The organism is Agrobacterium sp. AGB01 (assembly GCF_014851585.1).
Lineage (GTDB): Bacteria > Pseudomonadota > Alphaproteobacteria > Rhizobiales > Rhizobiaceae > Agrobacterium.
On record NZ_JACVAB010000007.1, the window covers coordinates 84,443 to 104,311 of the forward strand.

Below are 19,869 nucleotides of genomic sequence, written 5' to 3' on the forward strand. Positions count from 1 at the left end.
CTCCTATCGCCACCAGGTGCGCGCTGCCGTCAACGCGTCATCCAGAGGTGGCAGTTCGGGATGCCAGTGGCGCTCCCATTCGAGACTGAGAGGGACGTGTCGATTACTCGACCTGACAAGCGACATGAGATCCGCCATGGGGAAATCACCGTGGCCGGGAAGCACGTAATGGCGAAGGCCATCGCTTCCCATCTTGCTGTCCTTGACATGCAAATGGACGACATTGTCGGCGATATCAGGCCACAGGCTGTTGAGAGCAGAACCCTTGGCCCAGGTGTGATGGGTGTCCCATAATATCAAGGCGTTTGGCACGTGTTTGACGAAGGTCTTCAGTTGCGCAGCATCTGCCAGAGCATCATGGGTTTCGATCATCAGATCGACATTCAGCCCGCGCGATTGCCGGTCGGCTTGCCATTGATCAAGCAGTGCAGTTGCGCGCCTCAGTTCGTCGACAGCTAACTGTTTGCCGCCGTCAAAGATCCTCAGATGTGCCACGCCTGCCGCTTCCGCCCATGCAATAAAGGGTTCGACGGCCGACAGGTCACGACTTTCAAGCAGTCGGATCGACGTGTTGAGGGCAACGACCTTGAGGTCGCCCTGTTGAAGAAAGGCCGCAAACTGCGACGGTCTGCCAAACTCCGAATTCAATGCAGCAATCACGTCAACCGCGCCGGAAAGCGCACGTAATTCCACGGAAGATATACCATGCCGTCTCGCCAGGTCAGCGGTTTCATGCAGGCTGAGTTCAGAACATCCAAGCGTCGAAAAACAGTAATCAACAGCGCTCATGCCATACGCTCCATGTCCTGTTTGCGGACGGGGTAAAGCGGTGGAAGGCCGGCAACAAATCGCTCGATTTCAGTAATTGCGACATCAGAAAGGGCGCGCAGTTCATTGCCAAGCGCACCGGCGATGTGTGGTGTCAGCACGACATTCGGCAAGTCGTAGAATGGGCTGTCCACCGGTAAGGGTTCCGGTTCCGGCGTGTCGATCAGAACACGCAAGCGGCCGGATTGTGCCTCCGATAACAATGCCGCGTGATCGACCAGCCAACCCCGTGCGGTATTGATGAACACCGCATGGTCGGCCATCAGCGCGAACTCTCGAGCGCCAATCATATGGTGGGTCTGCGGCAGGATCGGCGCATGTAGCGAAACAATGTCGGACCATGCGAGAAGCGCGTGCAACTCCATTTTTGTCGCACCAAGTGCAACTGCCTCATCCTCAGACAAGAATGGATCATAGACGGCAATTTCAAAACTGCCTCGTGTCAGCATGTCGATGACCTGCCGCCCGATGCGAGACGCGCCAACAATGCCGACTTTGCGGGAATAGCTGCCAAGCCAGGGCAGGTTCATGCCACGCCGGCTGCCAAAACCACCAGTCCCGCGCTCAGCCCGGTGTTCATCCCGCAGGCGAAACACATCCTTGCCGCACATGATAATAGCCGCGTAGGTAAACTCGGCCACCGGTGTGGCCATCACGGATGCGGCTGTTGTCACCAGAATATCTGAGTTGTCCCAAAACTCGGCAGGCGCGACCACGCGCACCGATGATGCCGCATAAGCCAGCATCTTGAGGTGCGGTGCCCTGGCAAGGCGTTCTTTTGTCAACGACGGTGTACCCCAGGCCGCCAGCAGAATGTCGGCATCAGCCAGAGCTTCGCGACCCTTACCCGTGTCAAAGTCCGTATAGGGAAATCCATCAATGATATCTGTCACCGCATTCAGTCGCGCCCATTCGTGCGTGCTGAAAAATCCTTCGGGAAGCTCGCTGCGCATGGCTATCAACAGCTTCGGCTTCTTATCATGTCTGGTCATGCGCGCACCGGACTTGAAACAGGCCGCACGTCAATGCGCGCAATATCGATGTTGATCGACTTTGAACCACCCTGCATCAGAACATCGAGATAAAGCTCGGGCGGTGCGTTACCCGGCCGGAGTTTTAATGGCGGCGTCCGCAATGCACCTTTCCAATGGGTATCGGGGAAAGGGAAAACTGTACCGTCTTCTGCGCGAAAGGGTTTTAACGCACTGGCCTGTTGCCCGTCTTCGGCAACATCCTTCAAGCGTAGTGTTACTCCGAGAATGCCGGGATGAGCTGGCACCTCGATATCGCAGATCGCCTCGATCCAGTTACCGGTTCCCGGATGTTCAATCGGCCCGGCAAGACGGTGGCTTTGGTCACCTTTATCAGTGAGTATCTTCGCGGATAGTTCGGTTACCAGATTGCCAGTTGGATTGTCGACAGCATCGAAGCGATCATCTTTCGGCAGAAGGCGGTCCGGCGCACGCGGCAACATGGCTTCGAGATACCCTGCCAGCAGCTTACCCACGGCAAAGGCACCCCGGACTGAAAAATGCGTTCCATCGTCAGAATAACCGGAATAGGGCTCTCCGAGTTCATTATCCGGATCAACCCAAGCCGCGTTCCAGTCAAACACATGGCAATTGGCGTGGTTGGCGGCGAATTCAGCACTCTGGCGATTCATCCAGTGCGCCTTGGCCCTTTCGGAACCATGGGCTGGCCACTTGCCCACACCACGCGCCAGAATGGGCAGCAGAATGACCGTCTTGCCCGCCGCAAGCAGAGCAGAGGCAATACGTGCCCTGGTGTCCGCAATCGTCTGGCGTGTTTCCACCATCATGTCGTTGGTGCCGGCATCGACAAGGATCAGGTCGAAATCCGATCGCAGCAATAACGACAGCCGCCGTTCGATCTCGATCGCCTTCTGCCCTGACACCCCGAAATTGAGCCCGCTAAAAAATCGGCTGATGCCAGGTCGATTGCTCGGTTCCCAACCGGGCGGCACCGATGGATCGTGATGGACAGGACAACGAAGCCTGCCGTGAGACAAAACCTCCGCCCAACTCATCCAGCCGCGTGCCGATGTCGCGAGCATCCCGGCATCGCCAATGTGGTTTTGCTGGACGAGCGACGTGCCAAGAATGGCAACGCGGCTCGCCCTTGGTAACGATACAGACATTGGTTTTACCAGGATATCAGGAGAACAGGACGCCGCCATTGATGTCGTAGCAAGCGCCGGTGATGTAGGCAGCATCGTCAGACGCAAGGAAGGCTACCAGACCGGCAACATCCTCACTCGAGCCTTCGCGCTTCAACGACGTGGCACCGGCCACCCGCTCACGCACTTCCGGTTTGGTGAAGGTGTCATGGAAGGTGGTCGAAATCATGCCCGGGCAAACTGCATTGACGCGAATATTGGGGCCAACTTCCTTGGCAAGGCCACGCGTGAAGGTCATCACGGCACCCTTGGATGTCGCGTAGGCCAGCGCGCCGGGACCGCCGCCATCACGGCCGGCTTGCGACGAGAAGGTAACGATGGCGCCGCCTTTTGCCATCTTCGGCACCGCGGCCTTGGCAATGAGGAAAAGCGACGTCAGATTAACGTCAAGAACCTGATGCCAGAAGGCCTCGTCCATATCGGCCAGAGACTTCCGGGCAATCAGGCCGCCTGCCACGTGTACCAGACCATGGATCTCCCCAAACTTGTCGGCTGCGGCAGAGATTGCAGCTTCGACATCTGCGGCCTTGGTAAGATCGGCCTTGACGGCCAGCGCCTTGCCGCCGAGCTTTTCGATCTCGGAAACGGCTGATGCTGCGCCTTCCGCCGCGCCGTTATAGGTCAGCACCACATTGGCACCTTCCTGAGCAAACCGGATAGCGCATGCGCGACCAATATCGCGACCTGCACCGGCGACGACGACAGTTTTGTTTTTGAAACGTTGCATTTGAAAACCTCGTATTGATTAGAACTGCTTGGGAAGAGAGAGTTTGAAGCGCTCGTCATCGACATCGCTGAAGTAGATGTCCGTCGAGAAACCCTGATCATCGATGAAATTGAAAATGCGCTTCGGTTCGCTCAGGCTGTAAGGCACCAGAAGAGTGACCAGACGGTGCCGTGTTGCGGCCGGTACGGTCGCGCTGACGTGGTGATGGATTTCGAGCCCTTCGAATTCCCTCGGATCGATACCCGGAAACCCTTCAACAGCGGAAATCTGCGGCATGCCAGCCGATGAATAGACAAACTGGCCGTAAAAACCGGCTTTCTTGCCGGTGTAACGGAAACTGGAACGACCGGTCTGCGGCGCGCCGATCGTGTGGCAAAGCCATTGCAACTCCTGCGGCTCGGCGCACTCCACCTCATCGACAAACACGAAATAGCTGTCGTTGACGAAGTGGATTTCACGCTCTGCCTTGCGAACCAGCGGATTTGCCACCTGATAGGCCGCCGTTGCGTCACCGACGATCTTGATATGGCCAGGTTGCTCATCGACGGACACGATACGCCCGGCGGCACGCCGTGCCAGTGCCTTGTCCTTTTCGGCATATTGGCCTTTGCCGCCAATAAGCACCGCATTTTTCGAGCGGGTCTGGCGGCGCCAGTTCACATGCATTTGTGAATTAAAGGCGACGTAATAACCGGACTGGATCGCCAGATCTTCGCCATAGGCATAGAGCACAAAAGCGTTCTGATCGCCGTGGCTGTGGCTCAGCGAACCGTACGGGCTGGATTTGAACACGAATTGCAGATGCCGGTCCGGATCTTCCATATGTTTCTGGATGGTGACCCAGCCAATGTCATTGAACACGGACAGTGCTGGCAGATCACTTGGCGCAACAGCCTCCACCTGCTGGTAGTCGTGACGGTAAACAAGATCGTCAAAATTCAGATCCCACCAGCCGTAATTATAAAAGGCCATTTCAGTACCAGCCGCATCCTGTTTGATGCGATCGAAATACCATTGGTAATGGCCATTGCCGGTCACACCGGCAAACTGGCGCACATTGTAACCGACCTTCAGACCCGGCAGATCCCCCATGGTGGAATCGTCACCAAAATTGGCGCGGCGCGTTCCCGGTGCCTTGGTGTAGAGCGGAAACCGTCCGGTGTTCTGGAAGAATGGGCGCTGATAGAGGTCGTAACCAATGTAAGAGCGGATCAGGTTGGCGGCTTCGATCAGATACGCCATGCCGGTCATCCAGTAGTGCGGACCTTCGGCCCAGCCACCATCGGTGCCCGCCCACGGGGAATAGAGGGTCGACAGGAACTCGACCGTATAGTCGAGCCATTCACCACCTTCTTCGCTTTCACCCAGCAACGAAATGCAGGCAGGCGTCAGAACGGCAGACAAAGAGCGTACTGCGTGACTGTCATAGGGGAAGACGTGGATGCGAGCATGGGAGATCACATGGTCAGCAACCTCTCGCGTACGGCGCAGCAGAACGGTTTTGACTGTCTCGCGCTCTTCCTCGCTCAAATGGTCGTAAAGCCAGTCATATCCCCAGGCTAATGCAACGACGACACGAAAGCCGGCTTCGTCATTGTAGGCGCGGGAGGTTGCGCCAGTCGTATCCCAGGCGGCAACAGCCATCAACCAGTCCCGCGACCTGTCGAGCAGGTCTTCCCGCCCCAGAACACGTCCCGCAATCGCCAGGTGGCGAATGGCGTAAATTACTTCCTGGCAATCAATATACATCTGCCGCCACAAGGTCGCGACGCGGACATTGTTGGGATAGGGTTTCGGTTCCGGCATGATCGGCCGGTCCAACCAGGGTTTGACCGACTTTTCAAAAAAGTCGGACCATCCGCAATGATCGGCATCCTTTGCCACAGCGGCTGAGAAGGATTTTAGCTGATCGCCATTCAGCCAAAGCCGTGGATGGCTGGTGTGGGCGGCGGCATGACGGGCTGCCCGGCCTGGTAACGGTGTTTTTGGCAGGGCAGCGGTGATTTCGAATTCGCGCACCTTGCTCCAGTTGGAAAGAGGTTGTCCTGCATTCTGATCCCAGAGCGCGTAGCTCCAGTGATAATGGCCATCCACAAACACCTTGTCCGGGGTAAAGAAATTCCAGGCAAGATCTTCATAGACAGTTGTTTTCGCATCGGAAAATTCGGGATCAGTCGAGATGCGCAGCACATAGCGCGCACCGTCATCAATATCGGGAAGCCAGGAAAAACGCGGTGGATTTTCTGTAGGCGGTAATTGCTCACTCGGCATGTAGCCAATGGTCAGGGAACCCGGGCGCGGTTCATCGAGATGAGCTTGTCTGGCGATCGCCGAGGCAGAGGGACGCATTGCGCTCTAACTCCTGTAAAAACAAAAAAAGGGGATGGCGGCGACAGGGCCGCCATCGCGATAGACTGATTTATTGGGCCGATTTGTACTGACGGTCGTAGGCCGACTGCATCATCTTGATGACCTCATCGTAACCCAGTGCGGTCAGCCGTTTCTTGTAGGCATCCCAACCGGCATCGACGTCCTGTGCACCCAGGATCCAGGTTTGCTGCATCTCGGTCATGTAGGTAAGAAGGCTCGGCCAGTAGCGGTCGAAGATTGCCTTTTCCTCCGCGTTCAGAGACACGCCCATGAACTCGTCCTTGAGGCAATTGCACTTGTCGTACATATCGATGCCTTCAAGCGCGATCTTGTTGGTCCACTGGCGTTCATATTCATAGTCCATCCAATAACCGCGCGGCACCTGTGCACCGACGGCCCACAGCTGGGCATTGACCGGATCCTTGTTTTCAAGAACTTCCCTTTTGAACTGCGGCTTGCCATCGACCATCTCATAGGTCAGGCCTTCGACACCGAAGTTCGACAGGATGCGGCCCTGCTGGGAGAACCAGAAATCGAAGTACTTGATCGTTTCGACTGGATGTTCATTGGTGGCGGAAATTGCCCATCCAACCGGCTGAACACGCAGTCTGCGGGCATCTTCGAAACGTTCTCCAGACGCTGACTTTGGTGGCAGCATCGGTTTCAGCGCAAAACCTTCGATTTTTGGCGCCAAAGCATCATTGTAGGTCGAAGTGCTCGCAAACCAATCGTGGGTCATGCCGCCAAGATCGTTACCCAGCAGGTATTCTCGCGAGCGAGCACCACGGGTGAAAACTTCCTTGTCGATCAGCCCTTCCTTGTACCACTTGGCAACGTTTGAAATGCCAGTTTTATAGTTCTCTTCAGCCCACGGATGGCGCAGTTCGCCGTCATAGACTGCAAAGTCTCCATAACGCTCAGAACCTGACACGCGTGCATCCCAGAGATTGATGAGACGGATCGCATCAATCGGTTCACGGGCAAAGTAAGGCACCTCATCCTTCTTGCCGTTGCCATTCGGATCCTTGTCGCGGAATGCCTTGAGCACCTCATAGACTTCCTCCGGCGTCTCCGGCTGTTTCAGCCCCAGCTTGTCCAGCCAATCCTGGCGGATGAACCAGCCACGGGAATATTTTCCATCCGGCACGTATGGAATGAAATAGAGCTTGCCGTCAGGGCCGGAAATCGCGTTGCGAATATCCTTGTGGCTATCAAAGAATGCCTTGAGATTGGGGGCATGTTCTTCGATCAGGTCATCAAGCGGAACGAATGCGCCTTCCAGCCCGTAGCGGATAAAGTCTTCCTTCAGGCCGCCGGAGGCATCGCCGCCGATGATATCTGGCAGATCACCCGATGCGATCAGCAGGTTAAAGGCATCTCGACTGCTGGTCGTTGCCAGTGACGCAACATTACGCACGTGGATGTTGGTGATCTCAGCGGCTTTCTGCTCCACCGGCCACTTTTCTGAGTAGACGTATTTATCGCGGAAGTGAAAATGGATCGTCAGTTCCAACGGGTCTTCTGATATCTTGCCAGTGTCTTGCGCGGCAACCGGCATTGCCATTGTCACGGCTGTCATTAACGCCAGAAGGGGCGTGCCTTTTCGTAGTTGTCTCACAGGTTCTCCTCCCTTGTGCTGCTACTCTTTGACTCCGCCCAGCAGAATTCCCTTTGTGAAATACTTCTGTGCGTAGGGGTAAATGATCAGGACGGGGATGATCGACGCGATCATGATCGCGGAGGTCACCGTTTCGAATGAATATTGGGCTGTCAGCAGGCTTGAAGCGAATTCATCATTCGAATTGAGATCGACGACGACGCGTTTCAGGTAGACCTGCAGCGGGATTTTTTCTTCACCGCGCAACAGGACCATGGCCCAGAAATACCCGTTCCAGCGCGACACGATGCAAAACAACGCAACGGTGACGATTGCGGGTTTGGACAGCGGGATAAAAACCTTCCACAACAGTTGCAACTCGCTCGCACCGTCCATCTTGGCGGCTTCTTCAAAGGATTTCGGCACGGCTTCGAAGAAATTACGCAGCAGGATGACGTTGAAGGCGCTCGCCGCGAAGCCAATGATGATACCGAAACGACTGTCGAGCAGACCGAGGTCACGCATGTTGAGGAAGAACGGGATCATGCCTGCGTGGAACCACAGCGTGAAGGCAATCGCGATGTTGAAGAAGGTGCGACCACGCAACCTTTTACGCGACAAGGCGTAGGCGCCGGGGATCATGATCAGCAGGCTCATGAACGTGCCGCCGAAGGTGTAGATGAAGGTGTTGCCGTAGGCGATCCAGAACATTCTGTCGGACAGGACATGTTCATAGGCGGCCAGCGTCACATCAACCGGCCACAAAGTCACGCGCCCGGCGGTCACCGCTGCACCCGACGATATCGAGACCGCCGCGACATAGATAAAAGGATAAAGGGTAGACAGAACAAACAGCCCCAACAGGATGGCGTTGGCCCAGCCAAAAATCCTGTCCCCACGGGAATACAAATTGAAACTTGCCATTTTTCAGCTCCTCACCACAGCGATGTCGACGAGACTCTTCGGCTGATACGGTTCGCCGAATAGACAAGAACGAAAGCAATAACCGCGTTGAACAGACCGGCAGCCGTGGCCAGATCATACTGCGTGCCTTGCAGACCGGTGCGATAGATGAAGGTCGACACAACGTCGGCCGTTTCATAGGTGGATGGACGGTAAAGAAGGATGATGTATTCGAAACCGACCTCGACCAAATTGCCGATGCGGATAATCAGCATGATGATGATCGTCGGCAGAATGCAGGGCAGGGTGATCCGCCACATCATTTGCCAGCGCGACGCACCGTCAACACGTGCGGACTCGTAAAGTGTCGGACTGACACCGGCGATCGCGGCAAGATAGACGATCGATTCAAAGCCGGATTCTTTCCATACTGACGAACCAATGAACACCGGACGGAACCATTCGGGCTGCGTCAGGAAGTATATTGGCTCAAGGCCAATGCCTTTCAGGAAAAGGTTGACGATGCCGATGGAAGGCGACAGGAAGTTGATGACGATACCGGCAACAATTACCACGGAAATGAAGTGCGGCAGGTAGACGACAGTCTGCGCCCAGCGTTTGCCGATTTCGCTCTGGACCTCATTGAACATCAAGGCCAGGATGATCGGCACTGGAAATGCAAAAATCAGTCCGAGGCCGCTGATCGTGATGGTGTTCCAGAAGGCACGTACGAACATGTCATTCTGGAAAAGCTCGATGAAATTCGCAAATCCGACAAAGGGGCTTTTTTCGATGCCGCGGAAGATAGAAAAGTCCTGGAAGGCGATGATCAGGCCGTACATCGGCTTGTAAAGAAACAGCGCAAACCAGATGGCCATCGGTGCCAGCAGCAAATACAGCTGCCAATCGCGGCGCACATCGTGCCACACATCATAGAGTGATTGTTGGAAATGCTGTTTCATGACCGCGTCTCGCTTGCGGTCTTGAGGGATCGACCTGTTTCGGAATCGAAAACATGGATGCGGGTCTTATCGATACCGAGTTCAGTCACACCATTGAGCGCGTGGTCCGCGTAAAGCGTTTCAGCCTTGGCGATAAAGGGCTGACCGTCGGCCTTACCATGCAACAGAGCCTCCGCTCCTAGCGGCTCGACAAGTTCGATGTTGCAGTGAAGAACCTCACGCCCTTCTTCCGTTTTTACCGACATGATTTCAGGCCGGATACCGAGCTTAACCGACTGCCCCTGCGTTGCATTTTTTGCAAATGCATCGGGGATGGTCAGGCTCTGGCCAGAGCTGCCGGCAATCACGGCTTTGACGCGGCCGTCCTGTTTGTCGATTGTCGCGTCCAGCAGGTTCATCGGCGGTGACCCGATAAAACTTGCAACGAATGTATTTGCCGGCTCGAGAAACACTTCCATTGGTGACCCGACCTGCTCGATATTGCCGCGGTTCATGATGACGATGCGGTCGGCGAGCGTCATCGCCTCGACCTGGTCATGGGTCACGTAAACGCTGGTTGCCTGCATGCGCTTGTGAAGCTGCTTGATTTCAGCCCGCATATGGGTGCGCAGTTTGGCATCGAGATTGGAGAGCGGCTCGTCGAAAAGGAAAATCTTCGGGCGGCGCACGATAGCGCGACCCATGGCGACGCGCTGACGCTGGCCGCCCGAGAGGTCAGCTGGCTTGCGTGCCAGATATTCCGTCAGCCCCAGGATTTGTGCGGCTTCGGCAACGGCCTTGTCGACCACATCGCGTTTTTCGCCCCGTACACGCAGGCCAAAAGCAATGTTCTCAGCTACGTTCAGATGCGGATAAAGCGCGTAGTTCTGAAACACCATCGCAACATCGCGGTCTTTCGGAGCGATCTTGTTGACGACGCGCCCGTCAATCGAGACGGTGCCGTCGGAGATATCTTCCAGGCCTGCGAGCATGCGCAGTGTGGTGGATTTTCCGCAGCCCGATGGCCCGACGAGCACAACGAATTCTTGCGGTTGAATGGAAAGGTTGATGCCATGTACGACTTCGAGAGCACCGTAGCGCTTGACGACATCGTTGATTTGAACTGCAGACATGAAAGGCCCCTCCTCAAAAGCCTTGAATGTTCAGTCAGGCAGGGGCCTTGGCTCCTCTTGACACACGCTTTCTCGTGACGCGCGTATTGACCTGCTCGATGAAGGTCCAGATTTTGGGGTTCTTGGAGAGTTCTGCGATCTTGGATTCCAGCGATCCCAGATGACACTGGACGGCGTCACGCGCCGCTTCAACGTTGCCAGACTCGATCGCATTCACGATCGCCTCGTGCTCTTCGATGACCTTTTCCGTGCGACGCACCGCAAATACCCTTTTCAGGTGGCGCATGCGGTCCATTTCACCCTTGGCCTGGTTTACAACACTCCAGGCACCGGGCAGACGAGCCGCCGCAAAAATCGTGCGGTGGAATTCCTCGTCCAACAGGAAAAAGTCGGTAAATTCTTCATCGGCCGCCGCCGTACGCTGCTGCGAAAGACAGGTCTTCAGGCGGGCAATATCTTCAAGTGAGTGCCGCTTGGCCGCCTCTATGACAGCACCTTCTTCGAGTTTGAAGCGGATGAAACACGCCTCCATATAACGCTGCACATCAATCGGCGAGATGTAGGTTCCGCCCTGCGGCACAACCGTCACGAAACCTTCCTCGGCCAGACGGATGATGGCCTCGCGCACCGGCGTCTTGCTGACATGCAACAACGCCGCAATTTCCTTCTCAGATAGCGCCCGTCCCGGAAGCAACTTCACCTCAACAATCAATTTGCGAAGCAAGGCGTGGATCCGGTTGGTCATGTTTCCATCGACCGGCAAGTCCTGTGGAGTGACAAGATCGGACAGAGGCAACGATGGAAATTCAACGGCTTTAGACATATCAATAACCAAACTGAGATATCAGAATATAACTTGACATATCTGTTGTTTTTTAGAGAGTCAAGCTCGTGATGACGATGGAGACGTCGCCCCGGCCAAAATTCATTCGGATTTTCTCGGAACTCGTCTTCATCCACAGGGTCAAATACCCTGATTACAAAGCCCTTTCAGCCGAATAGGCACAACAGACGGAAATGAAAATGAACCGTTCGAACAGCGAGAAATGACCATGAACCCCGATACCCGTGAGAAACTGATGGGCGTATCCGTTGCAACGCTTTGCTCGGCGCTCTACAAGCGCGGCTTAAAAAACCAAACTATCCAGGATGTGCGGCCGGTACGGCCAAAGGGCCGCAACATGGTCGGCCCGGCATTTACGCTTCGCTATATGCCGGCGCGTGAAGATCGTAATCCGATGTCCGTGTTTCGCGACCCGAAACATCCACAACGCCATGCCATCGAGACCTGCCCGGAAGGTTCGGTACTGGTCATGGATAGCCGCAAAGACCCGCGGGCGGCTTCGGCTGGTGATATTCTGATCACAAGGTTGATGGTACGTGGCGGGGCAGGTGTCGTCACAGATGGCGGCTTTCGCGACGCAATGACGATTGGGGAACTGGACATTCCAGCCTATCATAACCGTCCATCCAGCCCGACCAATCTGACGCTGCATGAGGCAATTGATATCAACGTGCCGATCGGCTGCGGTGATGTGGCCGTTTTTCCAGGGGATATCATGGTGGGTGATGACGACAGCGTTATCGTCATACCCAAGGAGATCGCCGATGAAATTGCTGATGAGGCCGTCGAGATGACGGCCTATGAGGATTTCGTCACGGAACGGGTCAAGGCAGGCCAGACGATTATCGGTCTTTATCCGGCAACGGATGAAAGCAACCTGGCCCTGTTTGCTGAATGGCGAAACCAGAACGGGCGGTAACCCGATCCGGGCGCGATTTTGATCGCGCCTACTTCAGCATTAGACGGAGTGGGCAATGCGCCCTTACCGGTCATTTTGTCAGCTGAAAACGCTACCCCAAAGGAAGCAGCTTTCGTGCGTGACTGATATGCCGGACCCGACACCATGAGATAGGAGGTCATGATGGCCTCGAGCCCGGGGGAGAGGCTGGCATTACCTGCCAGGCCGCTCAGCAGTGGCCGGCTCTAACGCCTGCCAATTGTGTAATTTCGTGTGTCGACAGGTCGGCTGTCAGCTCACTTTTCAATTCGCCCATCAAAGTCTTGCGGGCTGCGTCCAATTGAAAGGCTGCCGATTTCGAGGAAAGGCTTTCAGCGATCCCAACGGTATATTCGAGCATATTGATTAGCGCGAGGTATTCCTCATGGCGCTCGCTGAGCTGAATGCTGGCATTGATGTTCGTCATGCTATCCTCGATATGTTGCCGAGGTCATTGTTAAGCACGGAATTCGTTTGCGTGCGCGTTGCAAAAGCGTTGCACACGCGAAACGGGATTTATCGTACTTGTTCCCCGTCTTCTGCGCGAAACAAACTACGCCACACGGAAATCTCGTTAAAAGTCCAAGTCTTGGCCGATGGGGCAGCAACTGGTCGCCGGATCAGCTCAAGCAGTGCAACGGCATCCAAGCGCTTTTGATCAACCCATGCTTGTTTTATTATATTGCGAAGCACAATCGCATCAAAGCCTGCAACTTCCGCGATCCGTGTCCAACTCCTTTCCTTGAAGAAGATGTCACGCGCTGCACGCGAAATATCAAGGCAATCGGCGGCCGTCAGCACACCGAGGTTTTCAGCACGCGCCAAAGTAGCATCAACATTGACTATCGGTATCGTCAGCGGCATGTAGGCCAACTCGGCTGGCCCATGCAGCAAGGCGACATCACCATCGTCATCGCGTCGACCGCCGGCATAATCGTCAAAGATCTTGCCAACACCGATCATGCCAAATGCTGCACATTCTGCGGCACGCAGCGCGCCCATGCTGGCAGCTCCGAATACCCCGATATTCTGGGAGAGAGCAAACAGAAGTTCCTTATGCCAGACGGGCGCCACAAATTCGAACTGACCATCGATAAGGCCAATCGCCGTTGCACCGTCCCGCATGGCGCGCATGACATCACCCTGGCAGGCAGGAGGCCTGATCTCGACATCCGACAGTTTGCCAATGTCTGGGAAGCTCGGACCGACGAAGACGACCTTCATTGCAAGGCTCGCGAAATCGCCCGGCCACCAAATCTCTGGCGACGCTCACCGTCGGGGTTTTCAAGCTGCGGCACAACAACCTTTACCACCGCGGCGGGCAACCAGTCGGGAGAGATATCAACCGCGTAGATGTCCGTGATACCTTTGGTTTGCAGGCGCTCCACAACCCTTTGCAAAGCCTGCTCAGCGCAGCTGGCATTAATGCGGGGCAAATCTTCGAGTTGCATGGCAACCGGCGCATCGAACGCGGCGAGGATGGTCGGGTCGGCCGGTTGGCTAAAGGTCTTCGGCATGACGTCATCTCTTGCTCCGGCAATGAAGGTCATGCGTGACTGTACGGCTTCGGTAATCGCCCGCATGACAGCGATCTCAGGAGAGATGGAACATCCTGCCCCAAGTGTGATGTCAACATGGCGAAAGCCCTCACCAGCTTGCAGTTGATGTCGCGGCGTCAGAAGCGCAACCACACAGGGGACCGCGAGGTCGCTGGTGATGTCGAAAACAGCGATTTCCATGTCTGCAGCCGAAATTCTGCCGAGCAAACCCTGCAAGTCGGGGTTTGCGATCTGGCTGGTGTCAATTCTTGGCTGATAGCGCCTCGCTGACGTTGTTACCTGCCACAGTGTCATGGCGTCGCGTTCAACACGCTCCAGCAACCCATGCGATGTCGCTTCGATCAAACTATTGCCGGATGCAAGTCCATCCGACGATTGCCAGAAACGCGGCGCGATCAGAGTGCGGTCGAGTTGAATGGCTTCCACAGGCAGCCAGACTTTTTTTCCTGTCAGCAAATTGGTCGCACTTGCCCATGAAATCGTTTCGTCATCACGGATCGGCATTGCCTTTACAGCAAGCAGGCTATCCAGCGTGTTTACGACCTCGCCAGCCGAGCGTAGAGATGAAGGCGTATCAGATACTATCTGACAGGCCGGGCTGGCGGCAACGGCACGTTCAACGGCTTCCATGACAGCTGACGTTCGAGCCGAATCGTCGTCGATGCCCTTGCCTTGCGCAATAACAATCGCTTTGGCGTTTGGCGTATAGGCGCACCAGACCGGTACACCGATACGATCAAGGCTGGTTTGTTTGGCGACCCTGGTAATACCGAGCCGAGACAGAATAGGAGAGACCCGTTGAAAGGTCTCTCCCGCAGAACATGAACGGAAATCGACAGTATCGATTTCTAACTGATCAGGATTCATGGTGTCCGGATGCGGCGACCTCAGCAGACGAAAATGCGACAGCAAAGTTTACACCCTTGACGATTGTCGAGCCCTGCTGGCGAAGCGTCTGAGCGTTGGCGAGGTCACTACCAGCGGGCGGCGCACTCAGTGGAGAAACGGTGCCTGATGTGAAATCTACGAGCCAGAGCTGTTCATCTCCGGGAAGTCCAATAACTGCAACCTTAGACACGATGTTCTCCTTTGTTAAAAACCGGCCTTGATCAGGCCTTCCCGGTAAAGCTCTGTCTGCCAGGGCTCCTTGTGGGGCACCATCTTCAGCCAACGCTCGAGATCGAAATCAGGATTACTTTTCAGAACGCGCAACCTGCAGGCACGTGCCTTTGCCATGTCGCCAAGCATACCCCAGCATGCCGCAGCAAGACGTGATGCCGGCGCGCTATCGCGCATCTGTCCGATGTAATCCAGAGCCTGACGAAACTCGCCAAGGAAGTAACTGGCGCCAGCCGCAGTCCACAGGTAGGTGTCCGGAGACAACGGGTTGAGCGCAATGGCCGAACTGATCTTTTCAAGTGCAGCTTTGGGATCACTGGCGTGAACAAGGCTGTCTGCGTGACTGTAGAGCACGTCGGCATAAGTCGGGTTGAATGTTTCGGCCTGGCCAAGCGCCGCCAGACTGTCGTCAATTTTTCCGCCATAGAGTTGGCTGACGCCGAGTTCCTTGTACGCTCCGGCAAATTCGGCATTCTCGGCTACGGCTATCTTGGCCTGCTCTTCTGCATGCTGGAGAAGCTCGCTGTCGCCTCTCGCCGTCAACAGCCATTCCATGGTCAGTGTTCTGGAAATTCCAGCCCGCGCTGCAGAGAAGCTCTTGTCACCATCAAGAGCCTGCCTGAAATACCGTCGCGCTTTTCTGATCGATGGCAGATCCAGTTTGGAAAGGCTCTGCAGGCCACGCAGATAGGCGTAATAGGCGTCCGGACGGCTGTGATAATCGGCCACATTGGACGTGCGACCACCGACCTTGTCGAAAATCGACTTTTGAATGACCTCGGCGATTTCGAGCTTCTGGATTGCAACCTCGTCGGGTTTCAACTGAAAACGGGTTGCCCACAACACCTCGTCACTCGGCATGAAGATCAATTGCACAAACAACTGATCATCAGACCGCTTCGTGTCGAGTGCATACATGACCGAATGTTTTTCGAGAATCCCGGCCTTGTCTTTCGAGGCGCGAATACGTTCGGCGGTGTAGGGGGCAACCACCGAGACCGAGCGGCTGGTGCAGAGGCCAATTGTCAAATCTTCAATCAGCGCGTTGGCCACGGAGCCATATTGCTGGGCACTGTGAAGTGTCTCAGGGGGCAGCAGCGCAATTCGCGGCGGAACGGTAATGTCAAAGGCCGTTTTCACGTCCGATGATTGAAGATTGGCAGGCTGTGGCGGTAAAAAGCTGACGAGAGGACGGGCAACTGCAGCAGTTTGCTGTTCACCCAATTCCACAGGCGACGAAATCGTTCTTCTGACCTCCTCGTCGTCAGGATCGCATTCAAGCAGCAACACTGCAGCACGTCGAAGATCGGACCGGCTCTGGTCGGAGGCCGGTAGCGTTTGAAACTGCATGAATTCGGTACGCAACTGGCCGACCAAACGCGTGCGGACGTCACGAACCCAGGCATCCAGCGCACTTGATCCGTCGCCATGCAAGGGAAGAAACTTCAAAGCCACGGCATCTGTGGCTGCTTTGAGGCGTTCTGTGGGATCTGTCAGCGCAGACATCGCTAGATCACAACGTATGGCCTGCGGGGCAAGGGACAAGGTCGTGCCGTCTGCTACAACTAGCGGGCCTGAGGGATCGGTTGCCATTGCCAGGCGCCGAAGCATGGAGCGCATATTGGTGGCTGCGGCCTCTCCACGGTCAGGCCATAAAAAGCTGGCCACTTGCCGCCGGGCGACCGGCCTATCCATGTCATGAAGATAGGCCAGAAACACCAGTGACAGGCCGGGCACAGATAAATTCTGCCCAGCGCCGTCGCGTAGACTGCTGTCACCAAGTGTCGTTAAAACAAAGCCCATATGGTATCAGATGGAGGCGTTATTATGATCTTCCTCACCCGCACTGGACGGGTCGGTTCTCAGCGTCCGGACGAGATTGAGAACGCTCTGACGCAAGCGTGGGCTCTTGATCGAGTTGAACGCGGTCACCAAGGCAATCGTCTCCTTGGAGCTCATCAATTCATTAAACTCGCCCATAGGGGAGCCGGCACTGTTGACCAGTGCGTTTGGGCCGTTTTCAAAGAAAAAGCTGATCGGGACCTCAAGTACTTCGGAAATGTGCTGTAGTCGGCTGGCGCTGACCCGGTTGATACCCTTTTCGTATTTCTGAACTTGCTGGAAGGTTAGGCCAAGTCCATCGGCGAGCTGTTCTTGCGACAGACCAGCAATCGATCGACGAAGGCGAATACGAGAACCAACATGAACGTCAATAGGGTTGGGAAGTCTATTCATTGCAGTGATCCCTAAAACGTTTCGTTGCAGGAATCTATGCGTGAAAATTCCGGGTTGCGCAATCTACTTTTGCCAAAGATTTTCTACTCTCACGCGACCATTCGGCACCAACGCGCAGTTGATTGTATCAGCTCTGATGGCTCGATAGCGCACTGCGAGATCCGGCGATCAACGGCAGTGACGTTATAATGACCGGCAACAACAATACTGCCCAGGCGACGCCATAACCAAAATAGTCGGCCAGCAGTCCGAACAGGTAGGGTCCAGCCGCCATCACGGCCAGGCAGATCGTCGAGGCAAAGGCGATTGTAGAGGCAATCGAACTTTTCGGCGCACTCTCGGCAATTTGCAGCAGGTAAAGCGGAAACCAGCCAATCCCAAAAAACCCAAGGACGAGCAAAATGGCTGCAATCGTTATCGTTGACGATCCGACCGGCAGGACAGCAAGAAGGACAGCCGACGCCGCAGCAATGAGTGAAACGGCACCAAAAGATCTGGCGCGCAGGCCCGGCCAAAACCGATCACTCAGCCACGGCAACAGGATACGTCCGGGTATGCCTGCAAGTTGGGTTGCCGCAAACAATGATGATGCTGCGATCAAACCGAGTTTCAACCCGTCTGCAATGAAGCCGATCATGTGGGCCGTGAACGTGAATTGAAATGCCGACATTGCGATGCCAAGGCGCAGTACTGGCCAGAATTGCGGATCCTGACCGACAATCCGTGCCAGCGACAACAGGCGCAGAGGTGCGCTCTTTGAAGACGTAAACTCGCTGCCCTCGCGGTAAAGCCCGAAAAACAAAATCGCACCCAGCATAGAAATCGCAGCACCCAGCCAGGTTGCAGCCTGCCACCCGTAATGGATAGCCAAAAGCGGCAACAAAGCTGCGGCAATCATCGTGCCGAACGGAACGGCAGCCTGCCGAAAGCCGGTGGCAATTCCACGGTGCGATGGTGGGAACCACCGCATGATCGCTCTGGTCCCACCGGGCTGCACCGCGGCATAGGTTCCACCGAGACATGCCATGCAGATCAAAAGGGCGACAAAACTGTTGGCGATCGTGGCGGCACACGCCATGGCAATTGCCATGCCGATCATAGCCAGGCCAACGATCCTCCGCTCGCCATAAAGATCGATTGCGCGACCGAGTGTAAACATCGTGGCGATCTGCACCCCATTCATGACGGTGACGGCAAGCGACGCCGACGCTAGGGAAATACCAAATGCCTCCCGCCAGAACGGCACAAGGATATAGACGCCCTGGGAGACAAAGGAACCTGCGGTCTGAGTGCCGACTGCGATCGCCAAGATGGCCCAGATATTGGGATCTGCACCGGCGGCAGATGGTGATGGTTCGGCGGGTAGGCGACGCAGCATAAGAGGGCTCCAGACAGGCAGATCACACCTGCATAGCCATCCGCACCCATATTTGAAATTAGGGCTTGCGCATTACAGCGATAACGGTTTGTTATAGATGGCATGCGCTCCCTTGACCCTGAAGCCGTCGAAGCCTTCCTCCTTGTTGCTGAACTGCAGTCCTTCACGCGCGCCGCAGGTGTCATGAACACCACCCAGGCCGCGATATCCCTGCGTCTGCGCCGGCTGGAAGAACTGTTGGGCGTACGCCTTGTCGAGCGCACACCACGGCGCATTCGGCTGACCAGCGCGGGCGAGCGTTTTTTGGAACCGGCCCGAGACTATGTCAGCGCCGGTCGACGTGCCCTTGATGTGTTCGGCGCAGAGCCCATGCGCCTATCGGTTGGCGTATCACATCATCTGATCGGCGCCGATCTTCCCCATTTGTTGCGACTGATCAGCGAACGGGAAACCGGCATTACCTTGCACTTAAGGACCGCTGGCACGAGAAACCTGCTGGAACTTTATGACGCAGGCGAATTGGATGCGATCGTGGTGTTGCGCCACGACGATATCAGACGCGACGGCGAAGTGCTGTCGCAGGAAAATTTCGGATGGTTCTGCTCCCCGGGTTTCCAACTGCAACAGGATGCGCCCTTGCCACTTGCCCTGCAGCCGGAGCCATGCAACCTGCGTGCAATGGCATTGCGCACTCTGGACGCGGCAAAACTGCCCTGGCGGGAAGTGTTTGTTGGCACCGGCGCAACGGCAGTCGGTGCAGCCGCAGAAGCAGGTATTGGCGTCGCCCTTATGGCGCGCAGCGCGGCACCGTCAGGTGTGATCGAAGTGACTGACCGCACACTTCCGCAACTACCTCCACTGGACGTTTTGTTGGTCTCAAATGTCACCGGAGATCTTGCTCCGGCCGCATTGCGACGGATTGCCAAGGCGTTCCGTTCATCCGCCTCAGGGTCGTAATTTTCATGGAGCAATGGCAGAACTTGCCTCACAATGGTCCATTTCATTCACACTCACGCGATATTGCTCGATAATCGATTGTCAAAAAGACATCTTTGTCCCACATCGCATTATAAAAATTGTCATCACAACCAGGATCACAGC

19 protein-coding genes are annotated in these 19,869 nt (G+C 55.6%); 2 read left to right on the forward strand and 17 right to left on the reverse strand.

Annotated elements, in window-relative coordinates; translation table 11 throughout:
* Positions 1-3 precede the first annotated feature (3 nt).
* From IB237_RS21245 to IB237_RS21290, 10 genes are all read right to left on the reverse strand, one after another.
* On the reverse strand, positions 4-789 hold the full coding sequence (locus IB237_RS21245) for a sugar phosphate isomerase/epimerase (RefSeq protein ID WP_192490724.1): 786 nt from the start codon (positions 787-789) through the stop codon (positions 4-6).
* Positions 786-1,820, reverse strand: coding sequence for a hydroxyacid dehydrogenase (locus IB237_RS21250; RefSeq protein ID WP_192490725.1), 1,035 nt, complete (start codon positions 1,818-1,820; stop codon positions 786-788). Before IB237_RS21250 ends, IB237_RS21245 begins: the two co-directional genes overlap by 4 nt.
* On the reverse strand, positions 1,817-2,986 hold the full coding sequence (locus tag IB237_RS21255; protein ID WP_192490726.1) for an SGNH/GDSL hydrolase family protein: 1,170 nt from the start codon (positions 2,984-2,986) through the stop codon (positions 1,817-1,819). The genes IB237_RS21250 and IB237_RS21255 overlap by 4 nt, the downstream gene beginning before the upstream one ends.
* A gap of 16 nt (positions 2,987-3,002) precedes the next feature.
* Positions 3,003-3,752 (reverse strand): SDR family NAD(P)-dependent oxidoreductase, encoded by a 750-nt coding sequence (locus IB237_RS21260; protein WP_192490727.1) that lies wholly within the window; start codon positions 3,750-3,752, stop codon positions 3,003-3,005.
* Positions 3,753-3,770: 18 nt separating this feature from the next.
* Positions 3,771-6,101: an alginate lyase gene (locus tag IB237_RS21265; protein WP_192490728.1), complete on the reverse strand. Its 2,331-nt coding sequence runs from the start codon at positions 6,099-6,101 to the stop codon at positions 3,771-3,773.
* 70 nt (positions 6,102-6,171) lie between these two features.
* Positions 6,172-7,701 carry an extracellular solute-binding protein gene (locus IB237_RS21270; protein WP_192490924.1) on the reverse strand — a complete coding sequence of 510 codons (1,530 nt, stop codon included), beginning with the start codon at positions 7,699-7,701 and terminating at the stop codon, positions 6,172-6,174.
* A 60-nt stretch (positions 7,702-7,761) separates the two neighbouring features.
* The gene (locus tag IB237_RS21275; RefSeq protein ID WP_192490729.1) at positions 7,762-8,643 is read right to left on the reverse strand and encodes a carbohydrate ABC transporter permease; all 882 of its coding nucleotides are present in this window, start codon (positions 8,641-8,643) and stop codon (positions 7,762-7,764) included.
* A gap of 11 nt (positions 8,644-8,654) precedes the next feature.
* The gene (locus IB237_RS21280) at positions 8,655-9,584 is read right to left on the reverse strand and encodes a sugar ABC transporter permease (protein WP_192490730.1); all 930 of its coding nucleotides are present in this window, start codon (positions 9,582-9,584) and stop codon (positions 8,655-8,657) included.
* Complete coding sequence (locus tag IB237_RS21285) at positions 9,581-10,696, reverse strand: ABC transporter ATP-binding protein (RefSeq protein ID WP_192490731.1); 1,116 nt, start codon at positions 10,694-10,696, stop codon at positions 9,581-9,583. The genes IB237_RS21280 and IB237_RS21285 overlap by 4 nt, the downstream gene beginning before the upstream one ends.
* Positions 10,697-10,730: 34 nt before the next feature.
* Entirely contained in the window at positions 10,731-11,519 is a 789-nt protein-coding gene (locus IB237_RS21290; protein WP_246788169.1) for a GntR family transcriptional regulator, read from the reverse strand.
* Positions 11,520-11,748: 229 nt separating this feature from the next.
* Here IB237_RS21290 and IB237_RS21295 point away from each other — a divergent pair, with 229 nt between their 5' ends.
* Positions 11,749-12,459 carry a ribonuclease activity regulator RraA gene (locus IB237_RS21295; RefSeq protein WP_192490732.1) on the forward strand — a complete coding sequence of 237 codons (711 nt, stop codon included), beginning with the start codon at positions 11,749-11,751 and terminating at the stop codon, positions 12,457-12,459.
* A 208-nt stretch (positions 12,460-12,667) separates the two neighbouring features.
* Here the strand turns inward: IB237_RS21295 and IB237_RS21300 are convergent, their stop codons facing one another.
* The 7 genes from IB237_RS21300 to IB237_RS21330 all read right to left on the reverse strand — a co-directional run bounded on the left by IB237_RS21300 (position 12,668) and on the right by IB237_RS21330 (position 18,768).
* Positions 12,668-12,904, reverse strand: a complete 237-nt coding sequence (locus IB237_RS21300) for a hypothetical protein (RefSeq protein ID WP_192490733.1) — start codon at positions 12,902-12,904, stop codon at positions 12,668-12,670.
* Positions 12,905-12,993: 89 nt separating this feature from the next.
* On the reverse strand, positions 12,994-13,701 hold the full coding sequence (locus IB237_RS21305; protein WP_192490734.1) for a TfuA-like protein: 708 nt from the start codon (positions 13,699-13,701) through the stop codon (positions 12,994-12,996).
* Entirely contained in the window at positions 13,698-14,903 is a 1,206-nt protein-coding gene (locus tag IB237_RS21310; RefSeq protein ID WP_192490735.1) for a YcaO-like family protein, read from the reverse strand. Before IB237_RS21310 ends, IB237_RS21305 begins: the two co-directional genes overlap by 4 nt.
* Entirely contained in the window at positions 14,893-15,114 is a 222-nt protein-coding gene (locus IB237_RS21315; RefSeq protein WP_192490736.1) for a hypothetical protein, read from the reverse strand. Before IB237_RS21315 ends, IB237_RS21310 begins: the two co-directional genes overlap by 11 nt.
* A 14-nt stretch (positions 15,115-15,128) precedes the next feature.
* Entirely contained in the window at positions 15,129-16,958 is a 1,830-nt protein-coding gene (locus tag IB237_RS21320) for a hypothetical protein (protein ID WP_192490737.1), read from the reverse strand.
* 6 nt (positions 16,959-16,964) lie between these two features.
* A complete protein-coding gene (locus tag IB237_RS21325; protein ID WP_192490738.1) occupies positions 16,965-17,390 on the reverse strand; it encodes a helix-turn-helix domain-containing protein in 426 nt (141 codons plus the stop codon).
* A gap of 127 nt (positions 17,391-17,517) precedes the next feature.
* Positions 17,518-18,768, reverse strand: a complete 1,251-nt coding sequence (locus IB237_RS21330) for an MFS transporter (RefSeq protein ID WP_192490739.1) — start codon at positions 18,766-18,768, stop codon at positions 17,518-17,520.
* A 93-nt stretch (positions 18,769-18,861) separates the two neighbouring features.
* Here IB237_RS21330 and IB237_RS21335 point away from each other — a divergent pair, with 93 nt between their 5' ends.
* Entirely contained in the window at positions 18,862-19,725 is an 864-nt protein-coding gene (locus IB237_RS21335; protein ID WP_371815382.1) for a LysR family transcriptional regulator, read from the forward strand.
* Positions 19,726-19,869 lie beyond the last annotated feature (144 nt).